Annotated in this window: 29 protein-coding genes; 12 read left to right on the forward strand and 17 right to left on the reverse strand. The window is 29.2% G+C overall.

All coding sequences use genetic code 11. The features are described from left to right. Positions 1–33: 33 nt before the first annotated feature. The 5 genes from ACYQ19_RS02735 to mobB all read right to left on the reverse strand — a co-directional run bounded on the left by ACYQ19_RS02735 (position 34) and on the right by mobB (position 4,796). Complete coding sequence (locus ACYQ19_RS02735) at positions 34–600, reverse strand: NUDIX hydrolase (RefSeq protein WP_459977892.1); 567 nt, start codon at positions 598–600, stop codon at positions 34–36. Continuing rightward, positions 597–1,472 carry a hypothetical protein gene (locus ACYQ19_RS02740; RefSeq protein ID WP_459977893.1) on the reverse strand — a complete coding sequence of 292 codons (876 nt, stop codon included), beginning with the start codon at positions 1,470–1,472 and terminating at the stop codon, positions 597–599. Before ACYQ19_RS02740 ends, ACYQ19_RS02735 begins: the two co-directional genes overlap by 4 nt. A 67-nt stretch (positions 1,473–1,539) precedes the next feature. Next, complete coding sequence (metG, locus tag ACYQ19_RS02745) at positions 1,540–3,447, reverse strand: methionine--tRNA ligase (protein WP_459977894.1); 1,908 nt, start codon at positions 3,445–3,447, stop codon at positions 1,540–1,542. After that, the gene (locus ACYQ19_RS02750; RefSeq protein WP_459977895.1) at positions 3,444–4,295 is read right to left on the reverse strand and encodes a class 1 fructose-bisphosphatase; all 852 of its coding nucleotides are present in this window, start codon (positions 4,293–4,295) and stop codon (positions 3,444–3,446) included. The genes metG and ACYQ19_RS02750 overlap by 4 nt, the downstream gene beginning before the upstream one ends. 9 nt (positions 4,296–4,304) lie before the next feature. After that, entirely contained in the window at positions 4,305–4,796 is a 492-nt protein-coding gene (gene mobB, locus ACYQ19_RS02755; RefSeq protein WP_459978237.1) for a molybdopterin-guanine dinucleotide biosynthesis protein B, read from the reverse strand. Between the two features lie 55 nt (positions 4,797–4,851). On the opposite strand from mobB, the gene ACYQ19_RS02760 reads away from it, so the two are divergent. Genes ACYQ19_RS02760 through ACYQ19_RS02810 form a run of 11 tightly spaced genes read left to right on the forward strand, consistent with a single transcriptional unit; the run spans position 4,852 to position 11,538 of the window. Continuing rightward, complete coding sequence (locus ACYQ19_RS02760; protein WP_459977896.1) at positions 4,852–6,102, forward strand: MgtC/SapB family protein; 1,251 nt, start codon at positions 4,852–4,854, stop codon at positions 6,100–6,102. 51 nt (positions 6,103–6,153) lie between these two features. Further along, entirely contained in the window at positions 6,154–6,654 is a 501-nt protein-coding gene (gene leuD / locus ACYQ19_RS02765) for a 3-isopropylmalate dehydratase small subunit (protein WP_127681048.1), read from the forward strand. Next, complete coding sequence (gene leuB, locus ACYQ19_RS02770) at positions 6,651–7,715, forward strand: 3-isopropylmalate dehydrogenase (protein ID WP_459977897.1); 1,065 nt, start codon at positions 6,651–6,653, stop codon at positions 7,713–7,715. The genes leuD and leuB overlap by 4 nt, the downstream gene beginning before the upstream one ends. Continuing rightward, complete coding sequence (locus tag ACYQ19_RS02775) at positions 7,702–7,944, forward strand: tetratricopeptide repeat-containing protein (protein WP_459977898.1); 243 nt, start codon at positions 7,702–7,704, stop codon at positions 7,942–7,944. Before leuB ends, ACYQ19_RS02775 begins: the two co-directional genes overlap by 14 nt. An 8-nt stretch (positions 7,945–7,952) precedes the next feature. Further along, positions 7,953–8,201 (forward strand): CiaD-like domain-containing protein, encoded by a 249-nt coding sequence (locus ACYQ19_RS02780; protein ID WP_459977899.1) that lies wholly within the window; start codon positions 7,953–7,955, stop codon positions 8,199–8,201. Beyond that, a complete protein-coding gene (locus ACYQ19_RS02785) occupies positions 8,179–9,273 on the forward strand; it encodes a tRNA nucleotidyltransferase/poly(A) polymerase-related protein (RefSeq protein WP_459977900.1) in 1,095 nt (364 codons plus the stop codon). The genes ACYQ19_RS02780 and ACYQ19_RS02785 overlap by 23 nt, the downstream gene beginning before the upstream one ends. Before the next feature lies 1 nt (position 9,274). Beyond that, complete coding sequence (gene purU / locus ACYQ19_RS02790) at positions 9,275–10,102, forward strand: formyltetrahydrofolate deformylase (protein ID WP_459977901.1); 828 nt, start codon at positions 9,275–9,277, stop codon at positions 10,100–10,102. A gap of 11 nt (positions 10,103–10,113) precedes the next feature. Beyond that, positions 10,114–10,251, forward strand: coding sequence for a flagellar M-ring protein FliF (locus tag ACYQ19_RS02795; protein WP_459977902.1), 138 nt, complete (start codon positions 10,114–10,116; stop codon positions 10,249–10,251). Further along, entirely contained in the window at positions 10,244–10,702 is a 459-nt protein-coding gene (locus ACYQ19_RS02800; RefSeq protein ID WP_459977903.1) for a tRNA (cytidine(34)-2'-O)-methyltransferase, read from the forward strand. Before ACYQ19_RS02795 ends, ACYQ19_RS02800 begins: the two co-directional genes overlap by 8 nt. Next, the gene (locus ACYQ19_RS02805; RefSeq protein WP_459977904.1) at positions 10,699–11,184 is read left to right on the forward strand and encodes a hypothetical protein; all 486 of its coding nucleotides are present in this window, start codon (positions 10,699–10,701) and stop codon (positions 11,182–11,184) included. The genes ACYQ19_RS02800 and ACYQ19_RS02805 overlap by 4 nt, the downstream gene beginning before the upstream one ends. Beyond that, positions 11,185–11,538, forward strand: a complete 354-nt coding sequence (locus ACYQ19_RS02810; protein WP_459977905.1) for a nitrous oxide-stimulated promoter family protein — start codon at positions 11,185–11,187, stop codon at positions 11,536–11,538. It abuts the gene before it with no gap. Here the strand turns inward: ACYQ19_RS02810 and ACYQ19_RS02815 are convergent. Next, the gene (locus tag ACYQ19_RS02815; protein ID WP_459977906.1) at positions 11,525–12,442 is read right to left on the reverse strand and encodes a hypothetical protein; all 918 of its coding nucleotides are present in this window, start codon (positions 12,440–12,442) and stop codon (positions 11,525–11,527) included. The genes ACYQ19_RS02810 and ACYQ19_RS02815 overlap by 14 nt on opposite strands. 47 nt (positions 12,443–12,489) lie before the next feature. On the opposite strand from ACYQ19_RS02815, the gene ACYQ19_RS02820 reads away from it, so the two are divergent. Further along, complete coding sequence (locus tag ACYQ19_RS02820; RefSeq protein WP_459977907.1) at positions 12,490–13,674, forward strand: OmpP1/FadL family transporter; 1,185 nt, start codon at positions 12,490–12,492, stop codon at positions 13,672–13,674. A 198-nt stretch (positions 13,675–13,872) separates the two neighbouring features. On the opposite strand, the gene ACYQ19_RS02825 is transcribed toward ACYQ19_RS02820, so the two are convergent. From ACYQ19_RS02825 to hslU, 11 genes are read right to left on the reverse strand one after another with little or no spacing between them, the layout of a single operon-like run. After that, positions 13,873–15,831: a ribonuclease R family protein gene (locus ACYQ19_RS02825; RefSeq protein WP_459977908.1), complete on the reverse strand. Its 1,959-nt coding sequence runs from the start codon at positions 15,829–15,831 to the stop codon at positions 13,873–13,875. 2 nt (positions 15,832–15,833) lie between these two features. Next, on the reverse strand, positions 15,834–16,625 hold the full coding sequence (locus ACYQ19_RS02830) for an HDOD domain-containing protein (protein ID WP_459977909.1): 792 nt from the start codon (positions 16,623–16,625) through the stop codon (positions 15,834–15,836). Then, positions 16,618–17,397 (reverse strand): hypothetical protein, encoded by a 780-nt coding sequence (locus ACYQ19_RS02835; RefSeq protein ID WP_459977910.1) that lies wholly within the window; start codon positions 17,395–17,397, stop codon positions 16,618–16,620. Before ACYQ19_RS02835 ends, ACYQ19_RS02830 begins: the two co-directional genes overlap by 8 nt. Then, positions 17,390–18,127 (reverse strand): ATPase, T2SS/T4P/T4SS family, encoded by a 738-nt coding sequence (locus ACYQ19_RS02840; RefSeq protein WP_459977911.1) that lies wholly within the window; start codon positions 18,125–18,127, stop codon positions 17,390–17,392. The genes ACYQ19_RS02835 and ACYQ19_RS02840 overlap by 8 nt, the downstream gene beginning before the upstream one ends. After that, on the reverse strand, positions 18,111–19,448 hold the full coding sequence (locus ACYQ19_RS02845; RefSeq protein WP_459977912.1) for a type II secretion system protein GspD: 1,338 nt from the start codon (positions 19,446–19,448) through the stop codon (positions 18,111–18,113). Before ACYQ19_RS02845 ends, ACYQ19_RS02840 begins: the two co-directional genes overlap by 17 nt. Continuing rightward, positions 19,445–19,885, reverse strand: coding sequence for a hypothetical protein (locus tag ACYQ19_RS02850; protein WP_459977913.1), 441 nt, complete (start codon positions 19,883–19,885; stop codon positions 19,445–19,447). Before ACYQ19_RS02850 ends, ACYQ19_RS02845 begins: the two co-directional genes overlap by 4 nt. Next, the gene (locus ACYQ19_RS02855; protein WP_459977914.1) at positions 19,882–20,493 is read right to left on the reverse strand and encodes a hypothetical protein; all 612 of its coding nucleotides are present in this window, start codon (positions 20,491–20,493) and stop codon (positions 19,882–19,884) included. The genes ACYQ19_RS02850 and ACYQ19_RS02855 overlap by 4 nt, the downstream gene beginning before the upstream one ends. Next, on the reverse strand, positions 20,490–21,089 hold the full coding sequence (locus ACYQ19_RS02860) for a hypothetical protein (protein WP_459977915.1): 600 nt from the start codon (positions 21,087–21,089) through the stop codon (positions 20,490–20,492). The genes ACYQ19_RS02855 and ACYQ19_RS02860 overlap by 4 nt, the downstream gene beginning before the upstream one ends. Further along, the gene (locus tag ACYQ19_RS02865) at positions 21,082–22,050 is read right to left on the reverse strand and encodes a hypothetical protein (protein ID WP_459977916.1); all 969 of its coding nucleotides are present in this window, start codon (positions 22,048–22,050) and stop codon (positions 21,082–21,084) included. Before ACYQ19_RS02865 ends, ACYQ19_RS02860 begins: the two co-directional genes overlap by 8 nt. Continuing rightward, complete coding sequence (era, locus tag ACYQ19_RS02870) at positions 22,047–22,928, reverse strand: GTPase Era (RefSeq protein ID WP_459977917.1); 882 nt, start codon at positions 22,926–22,928, stop codon at positions 22,047–22,049. Before era ends, ACYQ19_RS02865 begins: the two co-directional genes overlap by 4 nt. An 11-nt stretch (positions 22,929–22,939) precedes the next feature. Beyond that, positions 22,940–24,253 carry an ATP-dependent protease ATPase subunit HslU gene (hslU, locus tag ACYQ19_RS02875; RefSeq protein ID WP_459977918.1) on the reverse strand — a complete coding sequence of 438 codons (1,314 nt, stop codon included), beginning with the start codon at positions 24,251–24,253 and terminating at the stop codon, positions 22,940–22,942.

Consider the following 24,253-nt stretch of genomic DNA (forward strand, 5'->3'; position numbering starts at 1 on the left):
TTCACAACTTATCTACTTCTTAACTTACCTACTTCACTGCTTACCCACTCTATTATGTATCCACCAAAGCATTGCAAACTTTGCGCCAGGCGTTAAAACGACATTTTCATCAAAAATTTTTTCATATACCTCACTTGCTGGAATCTCGACGATTTCAATATCTTCATCATCAATTCCGCCGCCTTCGTTCACTTTCATATTCTGATCGACCTCAACGTAAAATATTTCCTGATTTGCCGCACTGCTGCCTACACTTGCCCATGTGGACGTTATTCTTTGAATGTTTTTCACATCCACGTCATATCCGCACTCTTCCAATATTTCCTCTTTTGCAATTTCAATGTTGCATTTGTCCTTATCGCATAATCCAGCACAAAGTTCTAAAGTGTATCCGTCATTGTTTTTTAAATACACAGGAAGCCTGAACTGCCTTACCATAATTAATGAATCCAAATCCCTGTCATAAATTAAAACCGATACGCTGTTGTGTGAACTGCATACTTCCCATCTTCTTTTTTTACCGAAATAATCAAAAAAAACTTCTTTTAATTCTAAAAATTTACCTTTTCCCAGCAGATTGATTTTTTCAATCCTAATCAAAACAGACTCCCTTCTTCTTGTTCTTCAATAACTATCTCATAATCAACAAGCATTGCAAAGTTAAAACCTTCTTTTAATATATAAGAATTTTCCTCATTTACAACAATAGTTTTAGCGTGTTTGGTATTTGAAATCAGATAGTTCAGTTCATTGAAAAAATATCTGTCATTTTTTATTCCAAATATCAAAACCCTGTCACTTTGACCATATTCAACTTCCCTTAATTTATAATCAACAAAAACCGGTTTAAACCTTTCAAGTTCAAATTCAAGTGTATATTTTAAGGAATTGTCTTCAAAAAATTTTAAAGCTCTGGCAAACTCTTCTTTATAAACATAAGGTAGATTTATTTCTTCACTGCCAAATTTCGACCTAAACAAAGAGATTTGTTGTATTTCCATTTCTTTAGGAAGCAAAACTTCAACATTTGAAAAAAGTTCACTGAATTTTTTTTTGGAAGTCACAAGATATTTATGGGACAGATTCAGCGCTTTTAACAAATCTTCATAAGAGTTTATTACAATGACATTGTCATTAACATTCATTTTATCAATAATATGTTCTGTAATCTCATCACAAAAATGAATTTTGGTTTTTAGATTTTCATATTTAAAAATATCAATTACGGCTTTTTGGATAGAATCTACTTTAATCCAGGCTATTTCATTATCTATAACATTTTCATAATCTTCCGAAACAATGGCATAAGCGCCGCTTTTAACGGCGGCTTCAATATCATTTTTATCCGTTACGAAAAAACAGCTTCCCCTGCTTGTAAATTCACATTTGTCTGTAAACGAAGTAACCTCGCTGATATATGGAGAGTTTAGCAGCTCTCCGCCTATCAGGTTTACAAGAGTTTCTATTTTCAAAGCTTTCCTTCATCCAAATTAAATTTATTAAACTTCCCTACAACCTTTACTCTAAAAATATTCATTATTATTTAATCGGCGTTCCAGGCTTTTTAGGCTTTTCAGGTCTTATAAGGCTAAATCCGCTTTCATCCTTAGCACCAAGAAGCATTCCTTCACTTATCATACCCATAAGTTTTGCCGGTTTAAGATTTGCGACTACGCATACATATGTATCAATAAGTTCTTCAGGTTTATAATATTCTTTAATTCCTGCAATAATCTGTCTCGGTTTTTCTTCACCAAGATCTACTTCAAGTCTTAAAAGTTTTTTAGATTTTTTAACTTCCTCAGCCGTTATGACTTTTCCTATTTTCAGTTCGGTTTTGAAAAATTCATCGATAGTGATTAGATTTTGAGGTTTTTCCTCTTTTACCTCAGGTTTTTTCATAAGAGGGGCTTCTATTTTAGGGAAAAGAGGAGGTATTTTTTCAATTACAAAATCATCAAGAAGTTTACCTTCCATTATGTTTGTAAAACTATCCGGAGTTATTTCAAAACCTAAAGATTTAGCGATTTTAGCGGTTGTTTTAGGCATTACGGCATGTAAATTTACTGCGACCATTGCCAGTAGATTAGAAATAAGTCCAAGAAGTGCCTGCGCTTTTTCCTCTTCGCCGTTTTTCATAAGTTCCCAAGGTTTATAGGTATCAATGGCTTTGTTTCCAATTGCCAAAACTTTCCAAAGTTCTTCGAGAAATTTATGAATCTGCATTTTCCAAAGGTATGTTTCTTCTAAATTTTTAACTATTTCTCTTGCTTCATTCAGTTCGTTTGCATAATATTTTTCCACATTTTCGCTTGTTATTTTCCCGTCAAAATATTTATAAGCCATTCCGATAATTCTGTTTAAAAGGTTACCAAGATCGTTTCCAAGATCATTATTAATTCTGTCAATTAACGCTTTTTCACTAAAATCCCCGTCTGCTCCAAAAGGCACTTCTCTAAGCATAAAATATCTGAAATTTTCAAGCCCGTATGCGTCGGCTACGTCTTTAGGATTAATTACGTTACCTTTAGATTTACTCATTTTTTCACCATCTCTTGTCCACCATCCGTGAGCCGCGATTACTTTTGGAAGCTCATAGCCTATGCTCATTAAAAATGCAGGCCAGTAAACAGCATGGAATTTTAAAATATCTTTTCCGACTATATGTAATTTTGCAGGCCAGTATTTTTTAACAAGTTCGTCGTTTTCGCTTCCGTATCCGAGTGCCGTCAAGTAATTAAATAAAGCATCCAGCCATACATATACAACGTGTTTAGGGTCATTAATTTCAGGCGGAAGTTTTACTCCCCACTCAAAAGAAGTTCTTGTAATTGATAAATCTTTCAGTCCCTCTTCTACGAATCTAATTACTTCATTTGCTTTTGCTTCCGGCAAAATCGGTTTTTTGTTTTTAAGCCACTCAAGCAGCTGGTCCTGATATTTTGAAAGTCTGAAAAAATAACTTTCTTCTTTGATAATTCTTGTAGGTTTTCCGCAGTCGGGACACAATTCGTCGTTTACGAGTTGTGAAGGTGCGACGAAACTTTCACAGCTTACACAATAATGCCCTTCATAATAATCTTTATAAATATCACCTTTATTATACATATCCAAAAACGCTTTTTGAACGCCTTTTTTATGTGCTTCATCAGTTGTTCTTATAAATTTATCATAACTTATTTCAAACTCATCCCATAATGCTTTAAATTTTGAACTTATTTCATCAGCGTATTCTTTTGGTGATTTTCCTCTTTTTTTTGCGGCTTCTTCAATTTTTTGTCCGTGTTCGTCCGTGCCTGTAAGAAAAAAAGTATCAATTCCTTTAAGTCTGCTGTATCTTGCGACCATATCAGCGATAATAGTCGTATACGCATGTCCTATATGTGGTATATCGTTTACATAATATATCGGTGTGGTTAAATAATATGTCTTGCACTTGTCACTCATTTTTCTGCCCCTTCGTATGTTTTTAAAACTTTTGTGATTTCATAATTGCTTCCAAAAAAGCATGGTGTCGTATCATGATAACCATCTATATCCAAGTCCAGTAGATCGTTTTTGCCGTCAACCGCAAGTCCGCCCGCTTTGTTGTAAACATAAGCAAACGGAAAAACTTCAAAAAGTTTTCTAAGCTTACCTTTAGGTTTATCAGTAGTTCCCGGATATGCGAAAAGTCCTCCGCCTTTTAATAAAATCTGATGTAAATCAGGCACCATTCCGCCGCTGTATCTTAGTCTGTAGCCTTCTTTAAAAAAGTTATCAATCATCTCTTTATGAAAAGGATACCAGCATTTCTGTGTTCCACCGGGCCCCAATATTTTTCCTTTTTCTTCAAGTCTGAGTTCTTTTACAAACTCAAACTCATTTGTGGCTTCGTTCAGTCTAAAAAGCTCTACAGTGTCTCTTGCCACTACCATTTCAACTCTTGGCCCGTAAACCACATAAACCGCCGCGACGATATTCTGACCGCTGTATCCGCCTTTATATATTCCAAAAATACTTCCGACACTCAAATCCACATCTATAAGACTGCTTCCGTCTAGAGGATCATATGCCACAAAATATTTTCCGTTAGGATTTGCCGGCATTGCGTCTTCTTTTTCTTCACTGATTATTTCAATAACGCTTGATGTTTTTAAAAGGTGTTTTTCTACAATTTCATCACTGATTACATCAAGTTTTACTTGAATGTCACCGCTTGAATTTTGTGTTTCAACCTTTCCGGTATCTTTTGTCTTAATTGCATCTTTTATTTCAATAGCTATTTTTTGAATGGAATTTATAATTTCAGTCATTTTATCTCCTTATATATCTTCGGCATTGTTTAAAACCCATTCTATTACCTGGTCAATATTGTTTAAATCCAAAATTTCAATATGTGCGGGTATTTTACTTTTATCCACACTCTCATCAATTGCAACAGCTTTTATGTATCTGAAATAACTCTCATCCACATCACCTCTGAAAACAGCCAGTCTCGGAAGAGGCAGATATTTGAGCCCTTCTACTAAAAGTATGTCAAAATCATTTATCATATTTACGATTTCATCCAGGGATTTTTGTCTGTGGGAAAAATAAGTCGTTCTTGTTGGAGATGTTACAACTACTTCCGCACCCGTTTGGTAAAATTTATAACTATCTTTCCCTTCTGTGTCAAATTTTGCCTTGTCGGATGGGTCGTTTTTTATAATTGCGATTTTATATGAGCTTATAAGTCTTTTTGCAACTTTTTCTATTAATGTTGTTTTTCCGGAATTGCTTGGACCGGTAAAAGCCACTGCTTTTCTCAAACTAATCCTTTTTTTGCATAATTTTATCAAAAATTTTATTATAATTATTAAAAGGGTTAAAATGGATGTGCAAATTTTAAAAGCTTTTTTAATTACAGCGGTTTTAGGATTTATAATAGGGCTTGAGAGAAGCGTTTCTTTTTCGCTGGAAAACGAAGAAGGTTTTGCCGGAAGCAGAACTTTTACATTAATAGCCCTTTTAGGTTTTATTTCAGCGTATTTAAATAAATATATTAATAATTTTCTAATAATAAGTTTTGTAATTTTCGGATTGATAGTTGTGGTGGCATATTTTTTAAAGGTGTATCATTATTCAAAACAGGGCACCACCACCCACATAGCCGCTTTGATAACCTATTTGATAGGTGTGATGGTTTATTACGGAAACATACATTATGCCATTTTTATAAGCGTAATAACAGTTGTGATTTTAAATCTCAAAACAAGACTTAAAAAACTTGAAACAAATCTGACACAAAAAGAGATAAGTGCGGGTATTTTACTGCTTATAATGACATTTATTATGCTGCCCATCCTTCCAAACAAAGCAATAGGTCCGTTAGAACTTTTCAATCCTTATAAAACATGGCTTATGGCTATTATAATTGCTTCTTTGTCATTTATAGGCTATCTCGGAATAAAATTTTTCGGTGAAAAAAAAGGTATATTATTTACTGCGGCCGCAGGCGGATTTATAAGCTCGACAGCCGTTAGTGCTTCACTTTCTGCAATGTATAAAGAAGCAAAAACTTCTATTTATACATATGCTTCGGCTATTGCAATAGCTAATACATTAATGTTTGCAAGGGTATTGATAGAAGTATATATAACAAATCCTAAACTTATTAAAATATTAATAATTCCTTTTATTTTAGCATTTATATACGGCATATGGTTTTCTTATTATTTTTATAAAAAATCAAAAAACAATATCCAAACTTCACTTGAAAAACTTGAAAAAAACCCTTTAGAATTAAGCGAAGCAATTAAATTTGCAATTATTTTTGCCGTTATTTATGCTTTAGTTGAATACACAAATAAAAATTTTGGAAATTTAGGTCTTTATCTAGTGTCATTTATATCGGGATTTACGGATGTAGATGCCATAACCCTCTCACTTGGCGAATTAAGTAAAGCAAGTTTGTCTTTTAAAAGTGCCGCTATCGGTATAACAACGGCTTCATTAAGCAACACAATTACCAAATTTTTAATAGTTTTATTTTTTTCCAGAGATTTGGCTAAAAAAACATTAATATTTTTTATACCAGAAATAATTATTTTATCTCTTGCTTATCTGTTTATAAATCTTTAAATTTCATTTTTATATCCATTTTTGATAAAATTCAGCAAAAAAAGGAATTTTATGAATGTAATTACAGGAAGAGTCTGGAAATTTGGCGACAATATTGATACCGACCTTATAATTCCGGCAAGATATCTAAATACTTCCGATCCTCATGAACTTGCAAAACATGTAATGGAAGATGCCGACCCAGAATTTCCAAGCAAAGTAAGACCGGGTGATATTATAGTAGCAGGTTACAATTTTGGTAGCGGCTCAAGCAGGGAACACGCCCCAATCGCACTCAAAGCTGCAGGTGTGGCGGCTGTTATAGCAAAAAGCTTTGCAAGAATTTTTTATAGAAATAGTTTTAATATGGGTCTTCCTATTTTTGAACTTCTTGAGAGTGATGAAATAAATGAAGGCGACTTGGTAAAAATAGATTTAGACAACGGAATAATTCATAATGTAGATACCGGAAAAGATTATAAATTTACACCTATTCCGGAATTTATGCAAGAATTAATCGCAGCCGGTGGACTTATAAATTTTGCAAAAGAGATGTTAAAGGAAAATAAATGAGAAATTACAAAATAGCAATTATTAAAGGTGACGGGATAGGTTCTGAAATAGTAGAAGAAGCTATCAAAGTATTAGACGCTGTAGCAAGCAGGGAAGGTTTCAATCTTGAATATAACGAATACCTATTAGGTGGCGCAGCTGTTGATGTATTTGACAATCCATGTCCTGATGAAACAATAAAAGGATGCCTCAATTCAGACGCTATACTTTTTGGGGCAATAGGCGGTCCTAAATGGGAAAGCCTTCCTAAAGAAAAAAGACCTGAAACAGGGCTTTTAAAACTAAGAAAGTCTTTAGGGCTTTTTGCAAATATTAGACCGGCCATTATTTTTGACGAACTTGTAAACGCTTCAAGTCTAAAACCTGAAGTAATCAAAGGGGTTGATTTAAGTGTTGTGAGGGAACTTACCGGCGGTATTTATTTTGGCGAGCCAAGATATAAAGATGATAATAAAGCATATAACACTATGATCTACACAAGAGATGAAATAGCAAGAATTGCAAAAGTTGCTTTTGAAGAAGCAATGAAAAGAAAGAAAAAAGTAACGTCCGTAGATAAAGCAAACGTTTTGGAAGTTAGCGAACTTTGGCGTGAAGTTGTAGAGGAAGTTGCCAAAAACTATCCTGAAGTTGAACTTGAACATATGTATGTTGACAATGCCGCAATGCAGTTAGTAAGAGACCCTAAACAATTTGACGTAATTCTTACAGGTAATATTTTCGGAGACATTTTAAGTGATGAAGCAAGTATGATAGTCGGAAGCATCGGACTTCTTCCAAGTGCTAGTGTTGGTGGAAAAGTCGGACTTTTTGAACCTATTCACGGAAGTGCGCCTGACATTGCGGGACAGGGAATCGCCAACCCTATAGCAACAATACTAAGTGCAGCTATGATGCTTGATTTTTTAAACGAAACAAATGCGGCAAACAAAATAAGAGAAGCGATTAAAAGCGTTCTTAAAGAAGGTTACAGAACAAAAGATTTAGCAGCTTTTGATGCCAAAGAAGTTGTAACAACAAGTGAAATGGGAAGTTTAATAGCAGACCATGCCGCTAACTAAAACAAAAACATACGCAAGGATTCTCGAAACACAGGGCTTTAAACAAGAAGCCCTTGAAATATATGAAGAGTTATTAAAAGAAACTAATGACCCTGAAATAGTTGAAGCTATTGAAAGGCTTAAAAAAAGACGTTTTTTTGAAGGTGTAAATGTTTTGAGACTTAAAGAATTTAATGAAATTAACCAGTTAAACAGATATGATTTTGAAAAATGGCTAAGTGAAATTTAAGGAATGCTATGGATTTAAAAGACACTATACTTGAAACACTTCAAGAAATTGAAGAAAGCGCAATAAGCGAAGAAGAACTCACCCCCGCAAATAAATGTGACAAAGAATTTTTAAAACATATAAAAGAGCGTCTTCTTGTTTTGTTTGAAGGTCTTCAATCTCCAAATACTGAAAATTTAGACGTAAAACTGGACGTTACATTAAATTTTTTAGAATATCTTCTTGTAAAAATAGATGAAAAGCTCTCACAAAAGTGAAAAGTTAAAAGTGAAAAATGAAAAATTTGATGATTTAGAATTCCTTAAAAAATTTTTCTCACCCTTTACTTCCCGTGTATATCTGGTAGGCGGATGTGTAAGAGACGAAATCCTGGGAATAAAGCCTAAAGAGTTTGATATTGAGGTATATGATATAGACCCGAAAACTTTTGATAACCTTATGCAAAAGCTCGGTGCAAAGGGCGTAGGTAAAAGTTTTTTTGTATATAAATGGAAAATTTTTGATATTTCACTTCCAAGAACCGAAACAAAAACTTCAAAAGGTCACAGGGGATTTGAAGTCGCACTTACGCAGGATGAAAAAACAGCTTCCAAAAGACGCGATTTTACAATGAATGCACTTATGAAGAATATTTTCACTTCTCAAATACTTGATTTTTGGGGCGGTATTAAAGATATAAAAAACAAAACAATAAAACATATTGACGATAAAACGTTTATAGAGGATCCATTAAGGGTGTTAAGGGCTATGCAGTTTGCAAGCAGATTGAAATTTAAAGTCGATAAAAAGACTGTTCAACTTTGTAAAACACTCGATTTAAACGAACTCTCCCGTGAAAGAATATTTATGGAATTTGAAAAAATGTTTAAAAGCAAATATTTATATTTCGGCTTTTATTATTTTATAGTTTTGGATATTGCAAAAAAACTTTTAAATATAAATTTTACAAAAAAAGAGTTTTTCCATTTGGCAAAAATATATAAATATAATCCGATTGAAAGTTATTTTTTATACCATTTGAGATATTACAAAAACATTCCGGCACAAAAAATAATTAATACTTTAAACCTACCAAATAATTTAAAAAAAGAAATAAAAATAAAAAAACTGCCTAAAATCATAACCAACAGATTTCTTTACGGGCTTGCATTAAAATATCCTTTAAAAACATTCAGTATTTTAAACGGATACTGCTGTGAAAAATGGATTAAAAAAGAAAACCTTTGGGAAAAAAAATACAAACCAAAAAAAATCGACCCTAAAAACCCAAGGTTTTCCATTCTTCAAGAAATAAGAAATTATGATAAAATCATAATCAAAAAGGGATAGAATGAAATATACTCTTTTAATTCAGTGCGACGATAAAAAAGGGCTTGTTTATAAAATTTCAAAAGTATTATATGAAAACGACTTTAATATTGAAACTCAACAGGAATTTGTCGACAAAGAAAATAATAAATTTTTCTTCCGCGCGGTAATTGCCGGAGAAGTAGACAAAGAAAAACTAAAAAAAGAAATATTAAAAGAAGTTCCTTGCGCTGACGTAAAAATTTTTAAAAAAAGAAAAAAAAGACTATTTTTACTTGCAACAAAAGAGGCACATGCATTAGGTGATATATTAATTAAACAATATTCGGGCGATCTGGAAGTCGAAATCATAGGCGTAATAGCCAACAGGGAAAATTTAAGGGATTTAGTGGAAAAATTTGACATTCCTTTTTATTATATTCCGGCTGAAGGAAAAAGCAGAGTCGAACATGAAAATGAAATGCTTGAAATTATTAAACCCACAAAACCGGATTATATTATTTTAGCTAAATTTATGAGAATACTTACTCCAAATTTTGTAGAAGAATTTCCAAATAAAATCATTAACATCCATCACTCTTTCCTTCCAGCTTTTATTGGCGCAAATCCATATAAACAGGCATATGACAGGGGTGTAAAAATAATCGGTGCAACAGCTCATTTTGTAAACAATAATTTAGATGACGGACCTATTATAGAACAGGATGTTATCAGGGTTGATCATGAAATGAACTGGGAAGAGATGAGAATACAAGGAAGAGACATAGAAAAAATCGTCTTAAGCCGTGCTATTAAAAAAGCTATTGAAGACAGAATATTTGTGTATGCAAACAAAACAATCATTCTTTAAAAAAGAAAAAAATGAAAAACGAAAAATTAAACAAAGAAGAAATTAAATATCAAATCATAAAAGATAGATTAAGAAGTATATTTTTCAAAAAGCCTAAATCAGTTGCTAAAATATTTGAGCATTTAATTAAAAGGTCAAAGAATGTTTAATATTGTCCTTTTTAACCCGCAGATTCCACCAAATACAGGAAATATCGGAAGACTTTGTGTAAATGCCGGTGCAAAACTTCATATAGTAAAACCGATTGGTTTTGACATAAGCGAAAAAGCGGTAAAAAGAGCCGGGCTTGATTATTGGGATAAACTTGAGCTTGTCATATGGGAAAATACAGAAGAATTTTTAAAAAATGTAAATGTTTCACGCTGTTTTTTCGCTACTACCAAAACCTCAAAACCATATTTCGAAGTAAAATTTGAACCGGGGGACTATATTATATTCGGAAGTGAAACAAAAGGAATTGACGAACAGATTTTAAAACAATATACTGACAACTGCATTACTATTCCAATGACAAAAGAAGGCAGAAGTCTGAATTTGGCAGTAAGTGCCGGTATAATATTATATGAAGCTATTAGGCAAAATTTTAAAGGTTCACTATGAATAAAAGAAAAAACGAAGCTTTAAATCAATATTTGTTAGATGAAAAAGAATTTAGAATTTTTATTTCTTTAAAAAAAAGACTTGAAGAATATCTGGAAATATTAAACTACCTATACGAACTTAAAAAAATTAAATACACTATGATAATTATAAAATCTTCAGAAAAAAGTATAAAAGAGACGCTAAATTATATAAGAAAAACGGATATTTTTTTAAAAATTCCTTACACCAAAAATCATTATATTATAATACTTCAAAACACTGAATGTAAATCTGCGGTGCAATTCGGAAGCAGGCTTACAAGTCTAATAAACAGAACTTTTATGTTGAATAAAAAAAACATAACTCATAAAGTATCATTAATTTCATTTGAGTCTCAACCTCCAAATATTTTGGATATCTGTTATGAAATAATACAAATAATAAAAAAATTTAAAGAAAACACCAGTGACGATTACTGGGTTGAAATAAAAAGGTTTTAAATGACAACAGAAAAATTCAAAAGTGAAGTAGAAACGTTAAATAAATTTTTTCAAATATATTGCAGTGAAAAGCACACTGGTCAATTTATAAAAGAATATGATATTAGCTATAAAGATCTTAATATGAAATTTAACGCCAACTTATGCGATGAATGCCATAATTTACTTGGTTATGCAATTCAAAGACTTCAAGAATGCCCTCACGATCCTAAGCCCAGATGCAGAAAGTGTGAAAATCCATGTTATGAAAAAGACAAATACAAACAAATGGCAAAAATGATGAGATTCGCTGGTATGAAATTAGGTCTTACAAAAGCGGCTCGAAGAATAAAAAAATTATTTAAAAAGAATTAAATATTTTTAAATAGCTAATTGTTTCCCAAAAAATTGATTCTTTGTTTTTCTCACTGCTTCTCATTTCAAGTTCTTTTTCCAATAAAAATTTCAAAAGTTCATAATAATCTTTTTCTTTAAATTTTATTGCAAGTTCCACTCTTTGTTTATTTATATGAACAGGAAGTTTGTAACCAAGCAAACCTTCCAAAGAAGAAGAACCGGTTTTTTTAATATACAGATTATAAGTATATAAATCTCTAATATATCTGATTAATGCTGGAATAATTCTTTTATAATCATTAGTTTCCAAAAAATATTCAAGTTCATTATAAAAATCTTTTCCATTTAATATTAAATTAAACAGCCCCTCAAAACTTTCTTCTTTATACTCAAATACAAGTTGTTTTACATCTTCCAACGAAATCTTAGTAGAATAATTAGAAAGTTTCTCAATTTCTTTTCCTAGAAACACACTTTCTGTAGTAGTCGCCAAAAACATTTTGGCTTCCTGAGACATTTCTATACCATTCTTTTTTGTCAATTCATTTATATATTCTATTATATCTCTTAAATTAGGTTCAAAGAACCTAACAAAATTTTTTCCAAAATGCTCAGGTTTTTTATTCCCATAATAAAAGAAAAAAAGATAATTACTTTTAGTATTTTTTATAAGTTTATCTATATTTTGAGGAATTTTATTATGTTTGATTATTAACACATTTATACCACCAAATAATGAAGATTCAGTTAGATGTGTTTTAGCACTATCAAAATCATATTCATCATAATATAATTTTAATATATTTTCATTCTTGAATTGATTGAATATTTTTTCCTCATATTGTTGTAAATAAAAATTGTTTCCATAAAATGCACAATAATTTGGAATTTCTGATAATTTATCAAAATCTTTTTTATACATTCGTGCCTTTTTTTGTAAAATTATACAATAAACTTAAAGGAGAAAAAATGAAAAAAGTTATCGCTTTATCAGTTATAACTGCAACGATGCTTCTTGCTAACGGATATAAAATTCCGGAACAATCTTTAAATGGTTTAGCCTTGAGTGCAGCTAATGTCGCAAATGCAAATGGTGCGGATACTGCTTACTATAACCCTGCAAATATGGTTTTTAATGAAGATAAAAATTCTTATGAAATGTTAATGACTTATATTCATTTATATTCAGTAACATTTGAAAAAAGTAATGGTGATGTTTATAAATCAAGAAAAGAAGATTTTCTAGTTCCACAATTTCATTTTGCGTCTCAAGATTATGATGGATGGAGATGGGGTGTTTCAATTACCTCACCAGCAGGTTTGTCAAAAAAATGGGATGATGTAGTTCCGGAAGCTACTGCAAAGGAATTTACGTTAAAAACTCTTGAATTAAATCCAACTATTGCATACAGAATGAATAATAACATAGGATTTGCTTTTGGTATTAGAGCAGTAAGAAGTAATGGTGTTGTTCATGCTATGAAAGCTTCAGCATATTCTGAATATTTAAATGGAACTTCTTTAGACTATGGATGGAATGCAGCGTTATCTATACAAAATGACAAAAAAGATACAAAATTTGCTATAACTTATCGTTCAAAAGTGGATTTAACATTAAAAGGTGATGCAAGTGGATATATAGGTGCTTATAATTTTAATACAATTGGAAGAGTAACTATTCCAATTCCAGCAGCATTAAATGTTGCTCTTGCAAAAACTTTTGATAAAACTACCATTGAATTTGTATTTGAAAGAACATTTTGGTCAAGATATGAAATTTTAGATTTTAATTTTGACGATCCTATAGTAGAAGCAACATTTGGTAATCCTAAACCAAAATACTGGCAGGATGCAAACACTTATAGAATCGGTATTACACACAAATGCACTGAAAAATTAACTGCAATGCTTGGATATTCTTATGATAATACACCTGTTCCAGGTAAAACTATTGAATATAGTTTACCAGACAGCGATAAACATATTTTTTCAGGCGGATTCAAATACAAAGTTGACGATAGAATGAGCCTAGGATTTTCTGCTCTTTATGCAAAACAGAAAAAAAGAGATGTTAATAATGCATATGTAGGAACTGGAACATTTAAAGATGGTGGCGCATTATTAATGGCATTTGGAATGGATTATAGTTTTTAATCCTTCCTTTTTATTTATAACACATCTAAAAATCTGCAAAACATTTAAAAATTTAAATTTATGTCTATAAAGAAATCATTCATATCATTATTTGTGTCTGTCACTAATTATAAAAGTAAAATAATTATAAATAAGAAGTAATTTAAAAATAAAAAAAATTTAATATTACTTCCATTTTATTAATGTTAATTTTATTATTTAATCCTGTTCTAATCTTTCAACTACTTTACCTTTTATTTTTGCAGTTGCAATGTTTGAACTGACTATTTCTATATTTACTTTTTCAAAAAGATTAAATTTCTTTTTATCTTTTAAAAACACTCTTGCACCCAAAAGTAAATCTTCGGTTATTTTTGCAATAGGTGGAATTTCAGTGTCTTCTATAATCCCATTATAAACATTTCCGATATGCTCTTTTGCATATCTTGCATATTTTCTGTCATAAAAATCCCATTCCACTTTCATAGCTTCACGTTCTAATTCACTTATTTTTACAACTAAAGCTTCGATATTTCGTAATATAAATTCCATCTGTTTTTTATCTTTTCTAATAATTGATTTAAGTAATCTGTGAAGAGTTAAATCCGAATATCTTCTAATCGGTGATGTAAAATGAGTATATTTTTCAAATCCCAATGCATAATGGCCAATATTTTTAGCATCATATCTTGCCTGTTGCTGAGAACGAATTATTAATTTATCCACTTCTTTTTCTATGCCCATGTCCTTTGCTTGTTTTTGAATGTTTCTTACCACTTTTACAAAATCTTTTTCATCCACATCTATGTTAATTCCCAATGCTGTCAAACTCTCATATAATTCATCGATGCTGTTTGAAGAAGGTTTTTCATGAACTCTGAAAATTCCGAAATCTATCATTTTAGCAGCCGCTTTGTTTGCTAAAAGCATACAATCTTCTATCAGTTTATGAGAAGGAGTTTCTTTTTCAAGTTCTATACTTTCAATTAATCCTTCATCATTTAATGTCATTTTTATTTCATCACTGCTAAAGTCAAGTCCAGTCTGCAATCTTTTTATTCTTATTTTTTTTACTCTTTCCCATAAAGGCATTAACCAATCTAAAATTAATTTATCAGTATCATCAATATTTTCAAATCTTCCGTCTAAAAATTCATCTACCCTGTCATAAGAATATTTTCTTTTAGATTTAATAATAGCTTCAAAAAGCTCCTCTTTTATTACTTCATTTTTATTATTTAATGTAATTTTAAAAACAAAAGAAAGCCTATCTTCATTTTCTTTAAGAGAACAGATATTTTCGCTGAGCTGTCTTGGAAGCATAGGAACGGATTTATGCGGAAAATATATACTAAACCCTCTCTCTTTAGCTTCTTTATCAATATTTCCATTTAAATAAACATATTCGCTTACATCTGCAATGGCTACATACAATTCGTTTTTTTCAACATCAAAAAATATAGCATCATCGTGGTCTTTTGCCGTAGGCGGATCTATTGTGCAAAAAGGTAAATCCGTTAAATCCACTCTTTCAGGATAAAATTCCTTATCCACATAATCACCATATGCTTCGGCTTCCGCTATTGCTTTTTTGCTAAATTCTTCTTTTTTGTTATACAAAGCCAAAGAAATTTTTTCATCCACCCATGGATCATCCAACACACCTAAAACATCAATAATTCTGTTTGTATAATTATCTACTTTAAAAACAGCACCTTCAGGAAGTTTTTTTAATGTTTTTTTCTTTTCAGCCACAAACGTTTGAAGGTCGGTTTTTATATTTCTTAATATTGGAATTTTTTTGTTGTTTTTATATTCAAAAGTTAAATACACAACACTAACACTGAAAGCTTTTTCAAGTATATATATTACCTTTGCTTTGGGTCTACCTTTTTTATTAAAAAGTTTTTCCGCAATTACCAAATCACCTCTTCCGGCTCCGTTTAAATGTTCAGCTTCAATTAAATAATCTTTCTCCTTTACACCAAGAGGGGTTAAAAACCCAAATCCTTTTTTTGTTACGTCGATTTTTCCTATTCTGTATTTAGATTTCAACTTAATTATTTTAGAATCACTTACAATTCTTAATGCAATCAAATCATTAACTATATCTCTTTTATCTCTAGGTATATCTTTAGAAGCAATACCTTGAACTAATTTATACGCAAATTCTTTCAATATTATCCTTTTACTAATTCAACAGCCAATTGAAGCGCTTCGGTATCTAAATCATACTTTGTAGCAATTTCAAATGCTTTTTTCTTATTTTCTTCATTATACGGTTTTATTAAATCGATTAATGTTTTTAAAACTAATAATGCAGCACTTTCAATTTGATAATCGCCTTTTGGATCATTTATATTACTCATAGATTCAATCAAATCTTCACTAAAATTCCAATGTTTAAAAATTTCTGTAGTAACTTCTATAGTAGTAGCACCTATATACTCTTTTTCTAACAAATCTCTATTTTCACCATTTTGCAATCTTTTTTTGAAGCTCTCACTTTTATCTTCATTATTCAATATTAATGAAATAACAACAGCACCTAAATCTATCAAAAATGAATTTGTAGCTAAAATATCCAATTTTGTTCTATCTCTTTTAAACCAATTTATAGCAATAGCATTTCTTTGAGAAGCAACATCATGGAATTGAGTTTCATTAATACCATAAGCACTCAAATCAAATTTTAAAGAATTTCTTATAGCAAAGGAAATTGCAAAACCTTTTACAGTGGACATACCAAAAAGTGAAACAGCCTGATCTACATTTTTAATCTGTCTTGTAAACCCATATAAAGGAGAATTTGCTGCTTTTAGAAGATTTGCTGTAAGCATTGGATCTTCTTTTACTATTTTAATCAAATCTGCAATAGAAGAGTTTGGATCATTAGTTATTCTTTGTATTTCCAATACACTTTTTGGAAGTGGTGGCAAAGATTTTATTTGATTTAAAATTTTTTCATTCATCTATACTCCTTAGTAATTTATATATTTCGTCATTATCACCATAATCGTTCAAATAAATTTTCAACACTTCTTTTGCTTTAATTTTATCATTTTTTTTAAGTAAAATAAGCGCAAACATTTTCCAACTTTCATATTTTGCAGGATCAATATTGTTTGCTTTTAAAGCCCATAATTTTGCATTTTTTAATTCGTTGTTATTATAATAATATCTAGAAATAACAATTGCAGTATCATATGATGGATGTTTATTAAAAGATTTAATTAATTCTGTAATATTAATTTGTTCTTCTTTGATTGTAGGTATTATTTGTTTATTTTGCTTTGTTATTTCTTTTATTTTTCTGTTTTTTTCTTTTATTTGAGTTTTTTTTATTATTCTTTTATTAGTCTTATTTTCTTCTTTAATTTCTGGTATTACAAATGATAAATTTGGAGTTATGGATTCTTTTTTTTCAGTTTTATTCTTTTCTAAAGATGTATCGATTTTACTTGTTGTTTTTGTTTTGTTTTGATCATTATTTTTAATATTTTCTTTTGATGTTAGGTTTATATCTTTTTTAATTATATTAGATTTAATTGATTTGGTCTGATTAGTGATTTTTTTAAAATCAATATTTATTTTAGTTTCTTTATCAGTTTTTTTAGAAGATGTATAGTTTTGATAAAAAAACCATCCTATAAAAATGACTAAAATTACTAAAAATATGATTAAAGAATATTTTTTTATTTTATTTTTATAATACAATTTTTCTAATTCATCATATCTATGCATGAAATTCCTTGAAATCCATATAAGCCATTTCTATATATTTATTAGATAATCTATCTAAATTTATTTTGTCTGGATTTTTATTATAAAAATAGTCTAAAATATCAAACAATTTAAACATAAGTTGATTTGTAGATCTTAAAGATCCTTTTGTATATTTATATATTAAATTATAATTTCTCTTTTTTAACATTTCAGCAATATCAATCAAATTAGCTTTTAAAAGCTTTGTTTTTATAAAATTTTCTAATTCTTCTCTATTAGCTTTATTAACCTTTAATATATAATTAATTCTTGTTTGGAAATGTTTTTTTTCCATTAATTTTTTAATGTCAGTATCATGTGTAGCAAATACAATTGTAATATTTCCTTTATCTGCATATATTCTTAAATTTTCAAACGTTTCTTCAGATAATAATTGTGCTTCATCGATAAGAAAAATTTGATAATCATTCAAACTTAATTGTTTTAATATAGAAAGGATCGTATTAATTTCTAAATAAGGATTTGAAATATAAAAAAAATTTTTTTTATCTTTTAGCTCATTATACACATTTTTTAAAATCATACTTTTTCCGCTTCCGGCTTCACCTGTTATAAAAATCATTTTTTCTTTTTGTTCTAATGCACTTAGAAGATCTTTTTTTGTTTTTTCTACTGCCGAAAGCGGAACATAAAATTTTAAATCAACTACATCTCTAAAGACCTCTTTGGCCTTATTGAAGTTTGCCAAAGCCTAGATCCCTTAAAGTTTTTTTCTGTTTTAAATTAATTATATGAGGTGTAATTACAAATACCAATTCTTTTCTTGAAGTAACCTCTTCTCTTGAAGAGAAAAGATATTTAATTACAGGAATTTCTTTTAATACAGGCACACCATTTACTTGTAATGTTTTATCATTTGTAATTAATCCACCTAATACCAATGTTTGATTATCTTTAAGTTTTACAACACTTAGCATTGTGTTGTCTTTTGTATCAGGTGGCATATCTCTTAAATTATTGGTTAATTGCGTTGCATCTTTAAATGCACTAATTCTTGGTGCTATACTTAAAATTATATCACCATTATCACTTATTTGAGGGGTTATATCTAAAACTACACCTACAAATTTTGAATCAATTGTATATTCAGTATTAGGATTACCATTTTGATCTGTAGTGACTTTAGATGCATATTTATAATAAATTGTATCACCTACGCTTATTATGGCTTTTTGATTATTTAATGTAACAACTTTAGGGTTTGATAATGAATTAACATTACCATTTTGTGCTAAAAAGTTTAGTAATCCGACAATATTGAAAGTTGCATCACTAAATACTGATTGAGCTCCACCAATATATGTCCCTCTTAAAGGCACATTCTGTCTATTTAGTTGAATTGATAATTGTGACCAGTCAATACCTGTTTTATGTGATGATGATAATTCAACTGTATAAATTTTTACATCAATCAATACTTCTTTTGTCAATCTATTTAACATAGTATTTATATATTTATCAATTGCATCAATCTGTTTTTTAGTCCCTGTAACTGTAATCAAACCTACAGTTTTATCGATAATAGGTGGTTTAAATTCATCAGATGTATTTTTCAAGATTGTTTCAATATTATCTTGAACTTTATCCCAAAAATCAAAAGTATATTCATTTTTTACTTTACTATCAGTAGCATCAAGATTACTTTCACCAACTCTATTACTTGAAATAAAATCAAGTTTGTAAGTTTTTGTTTTATAATAACTAATATCAAGAGTATCACCATTCAAGTTATAAAAAAGCCCTCTTTTTGAAAGAATTAAATCTAATACTTGATTTAAAGTATAATTTTTTACTCTCAAGAAAGGCATTTTTTCTTTTACCATATCTTGTGATTCTTTATCATCATAAACAATATTAATATTACATTTTTGTGTAACTAATAAATTTAAAAATTCTTGGATTGTTAATCTGTCACTTTTATTTATACTGTTTGAATATGTAAACAGTTTATTTTCACAATTTGCAAATAACGATAATGCGATAAATAAAATTAAAACTAGCTTTTTCATTGTTTATCCCTTAACATAGGTATTTTTTTGTTTATTGTTTTATAAAGTGTTTTATCACTACATTTGAAAACAGCATCAGTATCAGTCAGTTTAGATAATCTACAATCATAAATCTTATCATTTATACTTATCCATTTTTTTATTACTGCTACTAATTGTTCACCTAAATATTCTTCAACTTTAATATAAGCTTTATTTTCAAATATTGATAATAATGTAATTTTTACACGCTTCTTAATCTGCACATTTTTAGAATTTTGTGTTCCAGGAAAAAATTTTGGTGGTTCATAAAAAGGACTTTTTACCTTATTTAAATTATTAATATTAAATTCATAATTTATAACTTTATTAGTATACTCAAGGTAAATATCTTTTTGCGTATTGCCTTTTCCAAACATTAACGATATGATTCCGATTAATAATACTAACTTTTTCATTTTTCATACCCATATAAAGTAAATTTTACTTCAAAGTTTTTATCTTTATTTATTTTGATATTTTCAATTCTTAACAAATCTCTGATATCTTCATATTGATATATAAAATATAATAAATTTTTATATTCACCATTTACTCTTAAATTTATCTCCATTTTTTTGTTTATTAAACCTTTATCATCATTAAATACTTGATTTGTAAAGCCTAAAACTTTCAAACCTTCTTTTTTAGCATTTATTACAAGATTTTTAACAAATTCACCCCATTTATATTGATTAAACTCAACAAAATCTAATAAATTTGCTAACTCATCATAAAAATCTTTTTGTTTTTTAAGAGCTATTTTTTCTAACGTTAAATTTTTTATTTTCTTTCTTAACGAAATAATTTGAGCATTTAATACATTTTTTCTTGTTTTTAAAGTTTGTAATTGTGTTTTGGTTTTATTATAAATATTTAATTGTGTATCTCTATATTTTTGAGCTTGAGGTAATAGAAAATAGAAAACAACAAATCCAATGACTAACAAAATCATTAAATAAACCATAATTGTATCTTTTGGAGATTTTTCGTAAAAATAATTGTCAATTTCATGTATTAGTTTCATTCTTTTATCCTAATAGTGGCGTTGTATTTTCTATCAATATAATTAACACCTTCGGTTTCTACATTAAACCCTTTCTTAACTAAATCGTCAATAAAATTAGGTATTTGAGTATCTTTAAAAGAGAAAACATTTAACACAAAAACACCATTATCATAATTTAAAGAATTTAAATAAACTTTATCTTTGTTCATAATCAATGTAATATCTACTAATTCACTAGATTTTGGAATATATGAATATTTAAATTCATAAACACTTTTAATAAAGTTTTTAGTAAATGCAATGTCTTTTGAATATTTTTCACGTTCTTTTACTATATTTTTTTCTTGATTTTTAAGAACACGTATTTGATTGCTTAATTTTGCGTTTTCCATAGTTAATTTTTTAACAGCAGATTGTAATTCTTTATTTTTACTTTCATAAGACATACCATTAAAATATAAATAAGCAGGATAAACACCCATACCTACAATTGCTGCTGTTAGAATTAAAAATAGCCTACCACTCGGTCTATAAAAGAATGTAGGTTTTCTTAATTTTAAAGAAAAATTATATTCTTGATTTTGATTTTTATAAGCATTATGAGCTTCAAGCATTCCTAAAAATAAATGGATTTACAGCCAATCTATCAAGGTTATATTCTTCATAAAATTCAAATCCAAATGTATCAATTCCTACAATTTTCTGTATATAATCCTGTAATCCTTCAATATTTCCATATTCGGATGTTACATAAATTCTATCAATTTCACTAACATTGTATTTTAAACCAACTTTTTCTATTTGAGAATTTACAATATTTATAAGTGTTAAAAATTCATCTTGCATAATATCTAATACAGCTTTTTCTGCATTTGTATATTTTAAATTATTTACACCTTTTTTTGTAAGCAGTTTTTCAAAAACACTTATATCAAAATTTTTAATTTTTAGTTTACCTAAAGCTTCATAAACTTTATCAAGACCACCAGAAATTGTTACAATACTTAAAAGTTCACCTTCATTGTAAAACGTCAAAAACACTTTGTCATATAAAAATACAACAAATAAATCATTTGCTTTTTGAATTATTTTTTCATCATATAAAGCTTTATAAGCAAATGCAGGAAATGAAATATAGTCAATATAACCTGTTTCATCAATAATGTCTTTATATCCATTTTCAATAAATCCTGCAGGAACAATAATAACTTCAACAGTTACAATTTTTTCATCTTTCATAGAATCAATAATTTTATATTTGATTATATATTTTTCAGTTTCATCTACCCCAGCTTCTTCATATACTTTTGTTTCAATAAAATGATCAAGATCAACTTTTTCTATGACGTTTTTTTCAATTTCAAAGCTGTAAAAGATTGCATGTTCGATAGGAATATAAGTAGATAATAAAGCTTTTGATTTGAGTGAGCCGCGATAAATTCTTATTAATTTCTTTTTGGTATATAAAATAAATCTGTCGTGTCCTTTTACACCTATAACTTCATCAATATTATAATCATACTTTTTCAAAAACCCTGGTTTAATATCTATTTTTTTTAATTCTGGCTTTTTCATAATTCTACCTCATATCCTAGTTCTTCAAGCATTTTTTTATTTTTACTCCATCCCGGCACGACTTTTACATATAATTCCAAATAAATCTTCTTTCCGCTAAATTGCTCTAAAAGTTTTCTAGCGTATATACCAATTTCTTTTATTTTTTTCCCTCGTTTTCCAATGATCATTCCCTTTTGAGAATGTCTTTCTACAATAATTGTAGCATATATTTTGTCTAAATTGTCAAATTCTTCCAATTTTTCTATTAAAATATCTGTTTCATAAGGTAGTTCATCACCTAATTTTTCAAATAATGCTTCTCTAATTAGTTCTTTATATATATCTCTTATATGTTCAGTTGAAATAATTTCCGGATCGAAATAATAAGGATGTTCAGGCAAATATTTGACAATTGCGTTTAGTAATTCTTCTTTACCTTTTCCTTCTACTGCACTAATAGGTATTACATCTAAAGCTTTACCTAATTTTTTATAATCATTTATTTTTTTTTGGACATCTTCTTCCGACACAAGATCAGTTTTAGTCAATACGACAATATGTGGAATATTTTTAGTATTAAGTTCCAAAAACCATTCATACCCACTTAAATCATCTCTCACATCAGCCAAAAACAATACAAGATCACTATCACCTAATGCTTTAAGAGCTTCTTTTAACATAAATTTATTAAGAAGTTTTTCTTTTTCATGAAGTCCTGGAGTATCTAAAAGAATTATTTGATCTTCACCATGCATTACAATTGCATTTACTCTTTTTCTACTTGCATTAGCTTTAGGAGAAACTAAAGCTATTTTTTCTCCTAATAACCAATTTAAAAGGGTTGACTTTCCTGCGTTGGGTTTACCTAATATACCAACGAATCCACTTTTAGGCATATTAACCTTTCTTATAAAATATACTTAGTTATTTCTTCACTTTCTACTATATCGTCAAGTTTCGATTTAACATAAGCTTCATCTATAACAAAATCTTTTCCTGCATATTCATCAGCTTCAAAATTTATATCTTCTAATACTTTTTCTATAACAGTATGCAACCTTCTTGCACCTATATCTTCAGTTTTTTCATTAGCCAAATACGCGTATCTTGCTATTTCTTTAAGAGCAGATTCTTCAAAAACCAAATTTACTTTTTCTACTTCTAATAATTTTTGATATTGTTTGATCAAAGAGTGTTTTGGTTTTGTTAATATTTGATATAAGGCCTCTTCATCAAGACTTTGAAGCTCAACCCTTAAAGGAAATCTTCCTTGAAGTTCCGGAATTAAATCGCTTGGTTTACTTACATGAAACGCACCTGCAGCAATAAATAAAATATGATCGGTATTTACATATCCATATTTTGTATTTACTGTAGATCCTTCTACTATCGGAAGCAAATCTCTTTGAACACCTTCTTTTGACGGATCCTGTCTTTGATTTCCAGTTGCTGCAATTTTATCTATTTCGTCAATAAAAATAATCCCATTTTCCGCTCTTTTCAGAGCCTCTTTTTTTAAATCCTCTTTACTTATTACCTTTTCAGCTGCTTCTTTTTTTAAAAGTTCCTTTGCTTCTTTTACAGTCACTTCTTTCTTTTCTTTGTTCTTATTAAATATGCCTATAATCTTTACAATACTTTCTTGTGCTTTTATCATTTCAGGAGGAAGATTATCATCACCTTCCGGCATTTCTTCAATTTCTATAGTAATTTTCAAATGATCAACCTCACCTTTTTTTACTTTTTCTTTCATTTTTTCAAAAGAGTGTTGATATTCAATCTGTTTTTGTTCAGGTGCATTTTTTGGAAGAGGAGGTAGAAGTTTTTTTGTAATTTCTTCTATTACATTTTCTTCTATTTGTTCTTTGGCATTTTCTTCCATTTCTGCACGGACTAAATTCATGGAATTATTAACAAGATCTCTGATCATTGACTCTACATCACGTCCTACAAACCCTACTTCGGTGTATTTGCTGGCTTCGACTTTTACAAAAGGAAGTTTCATCATTTTAGCCATACGTCTGGCTATTTCAGTTTTCCCTACACCTGTAGGACCTATCATCAATATATTTTTGGGCATAATATCATCTTGCCACTCTTTAGGAAGCTTCATTCTTCTATATCTATTTCTAAGTGCAATTGCTATTGTTTTTTTTGCATCTTTTTGTCCCACAATATATTCATCAAGATAAGCAACTATCTGCTTAGGAGTCATATTCAT

Source organism: Nautilia lithotrophica (assembly GCF_054656815.1).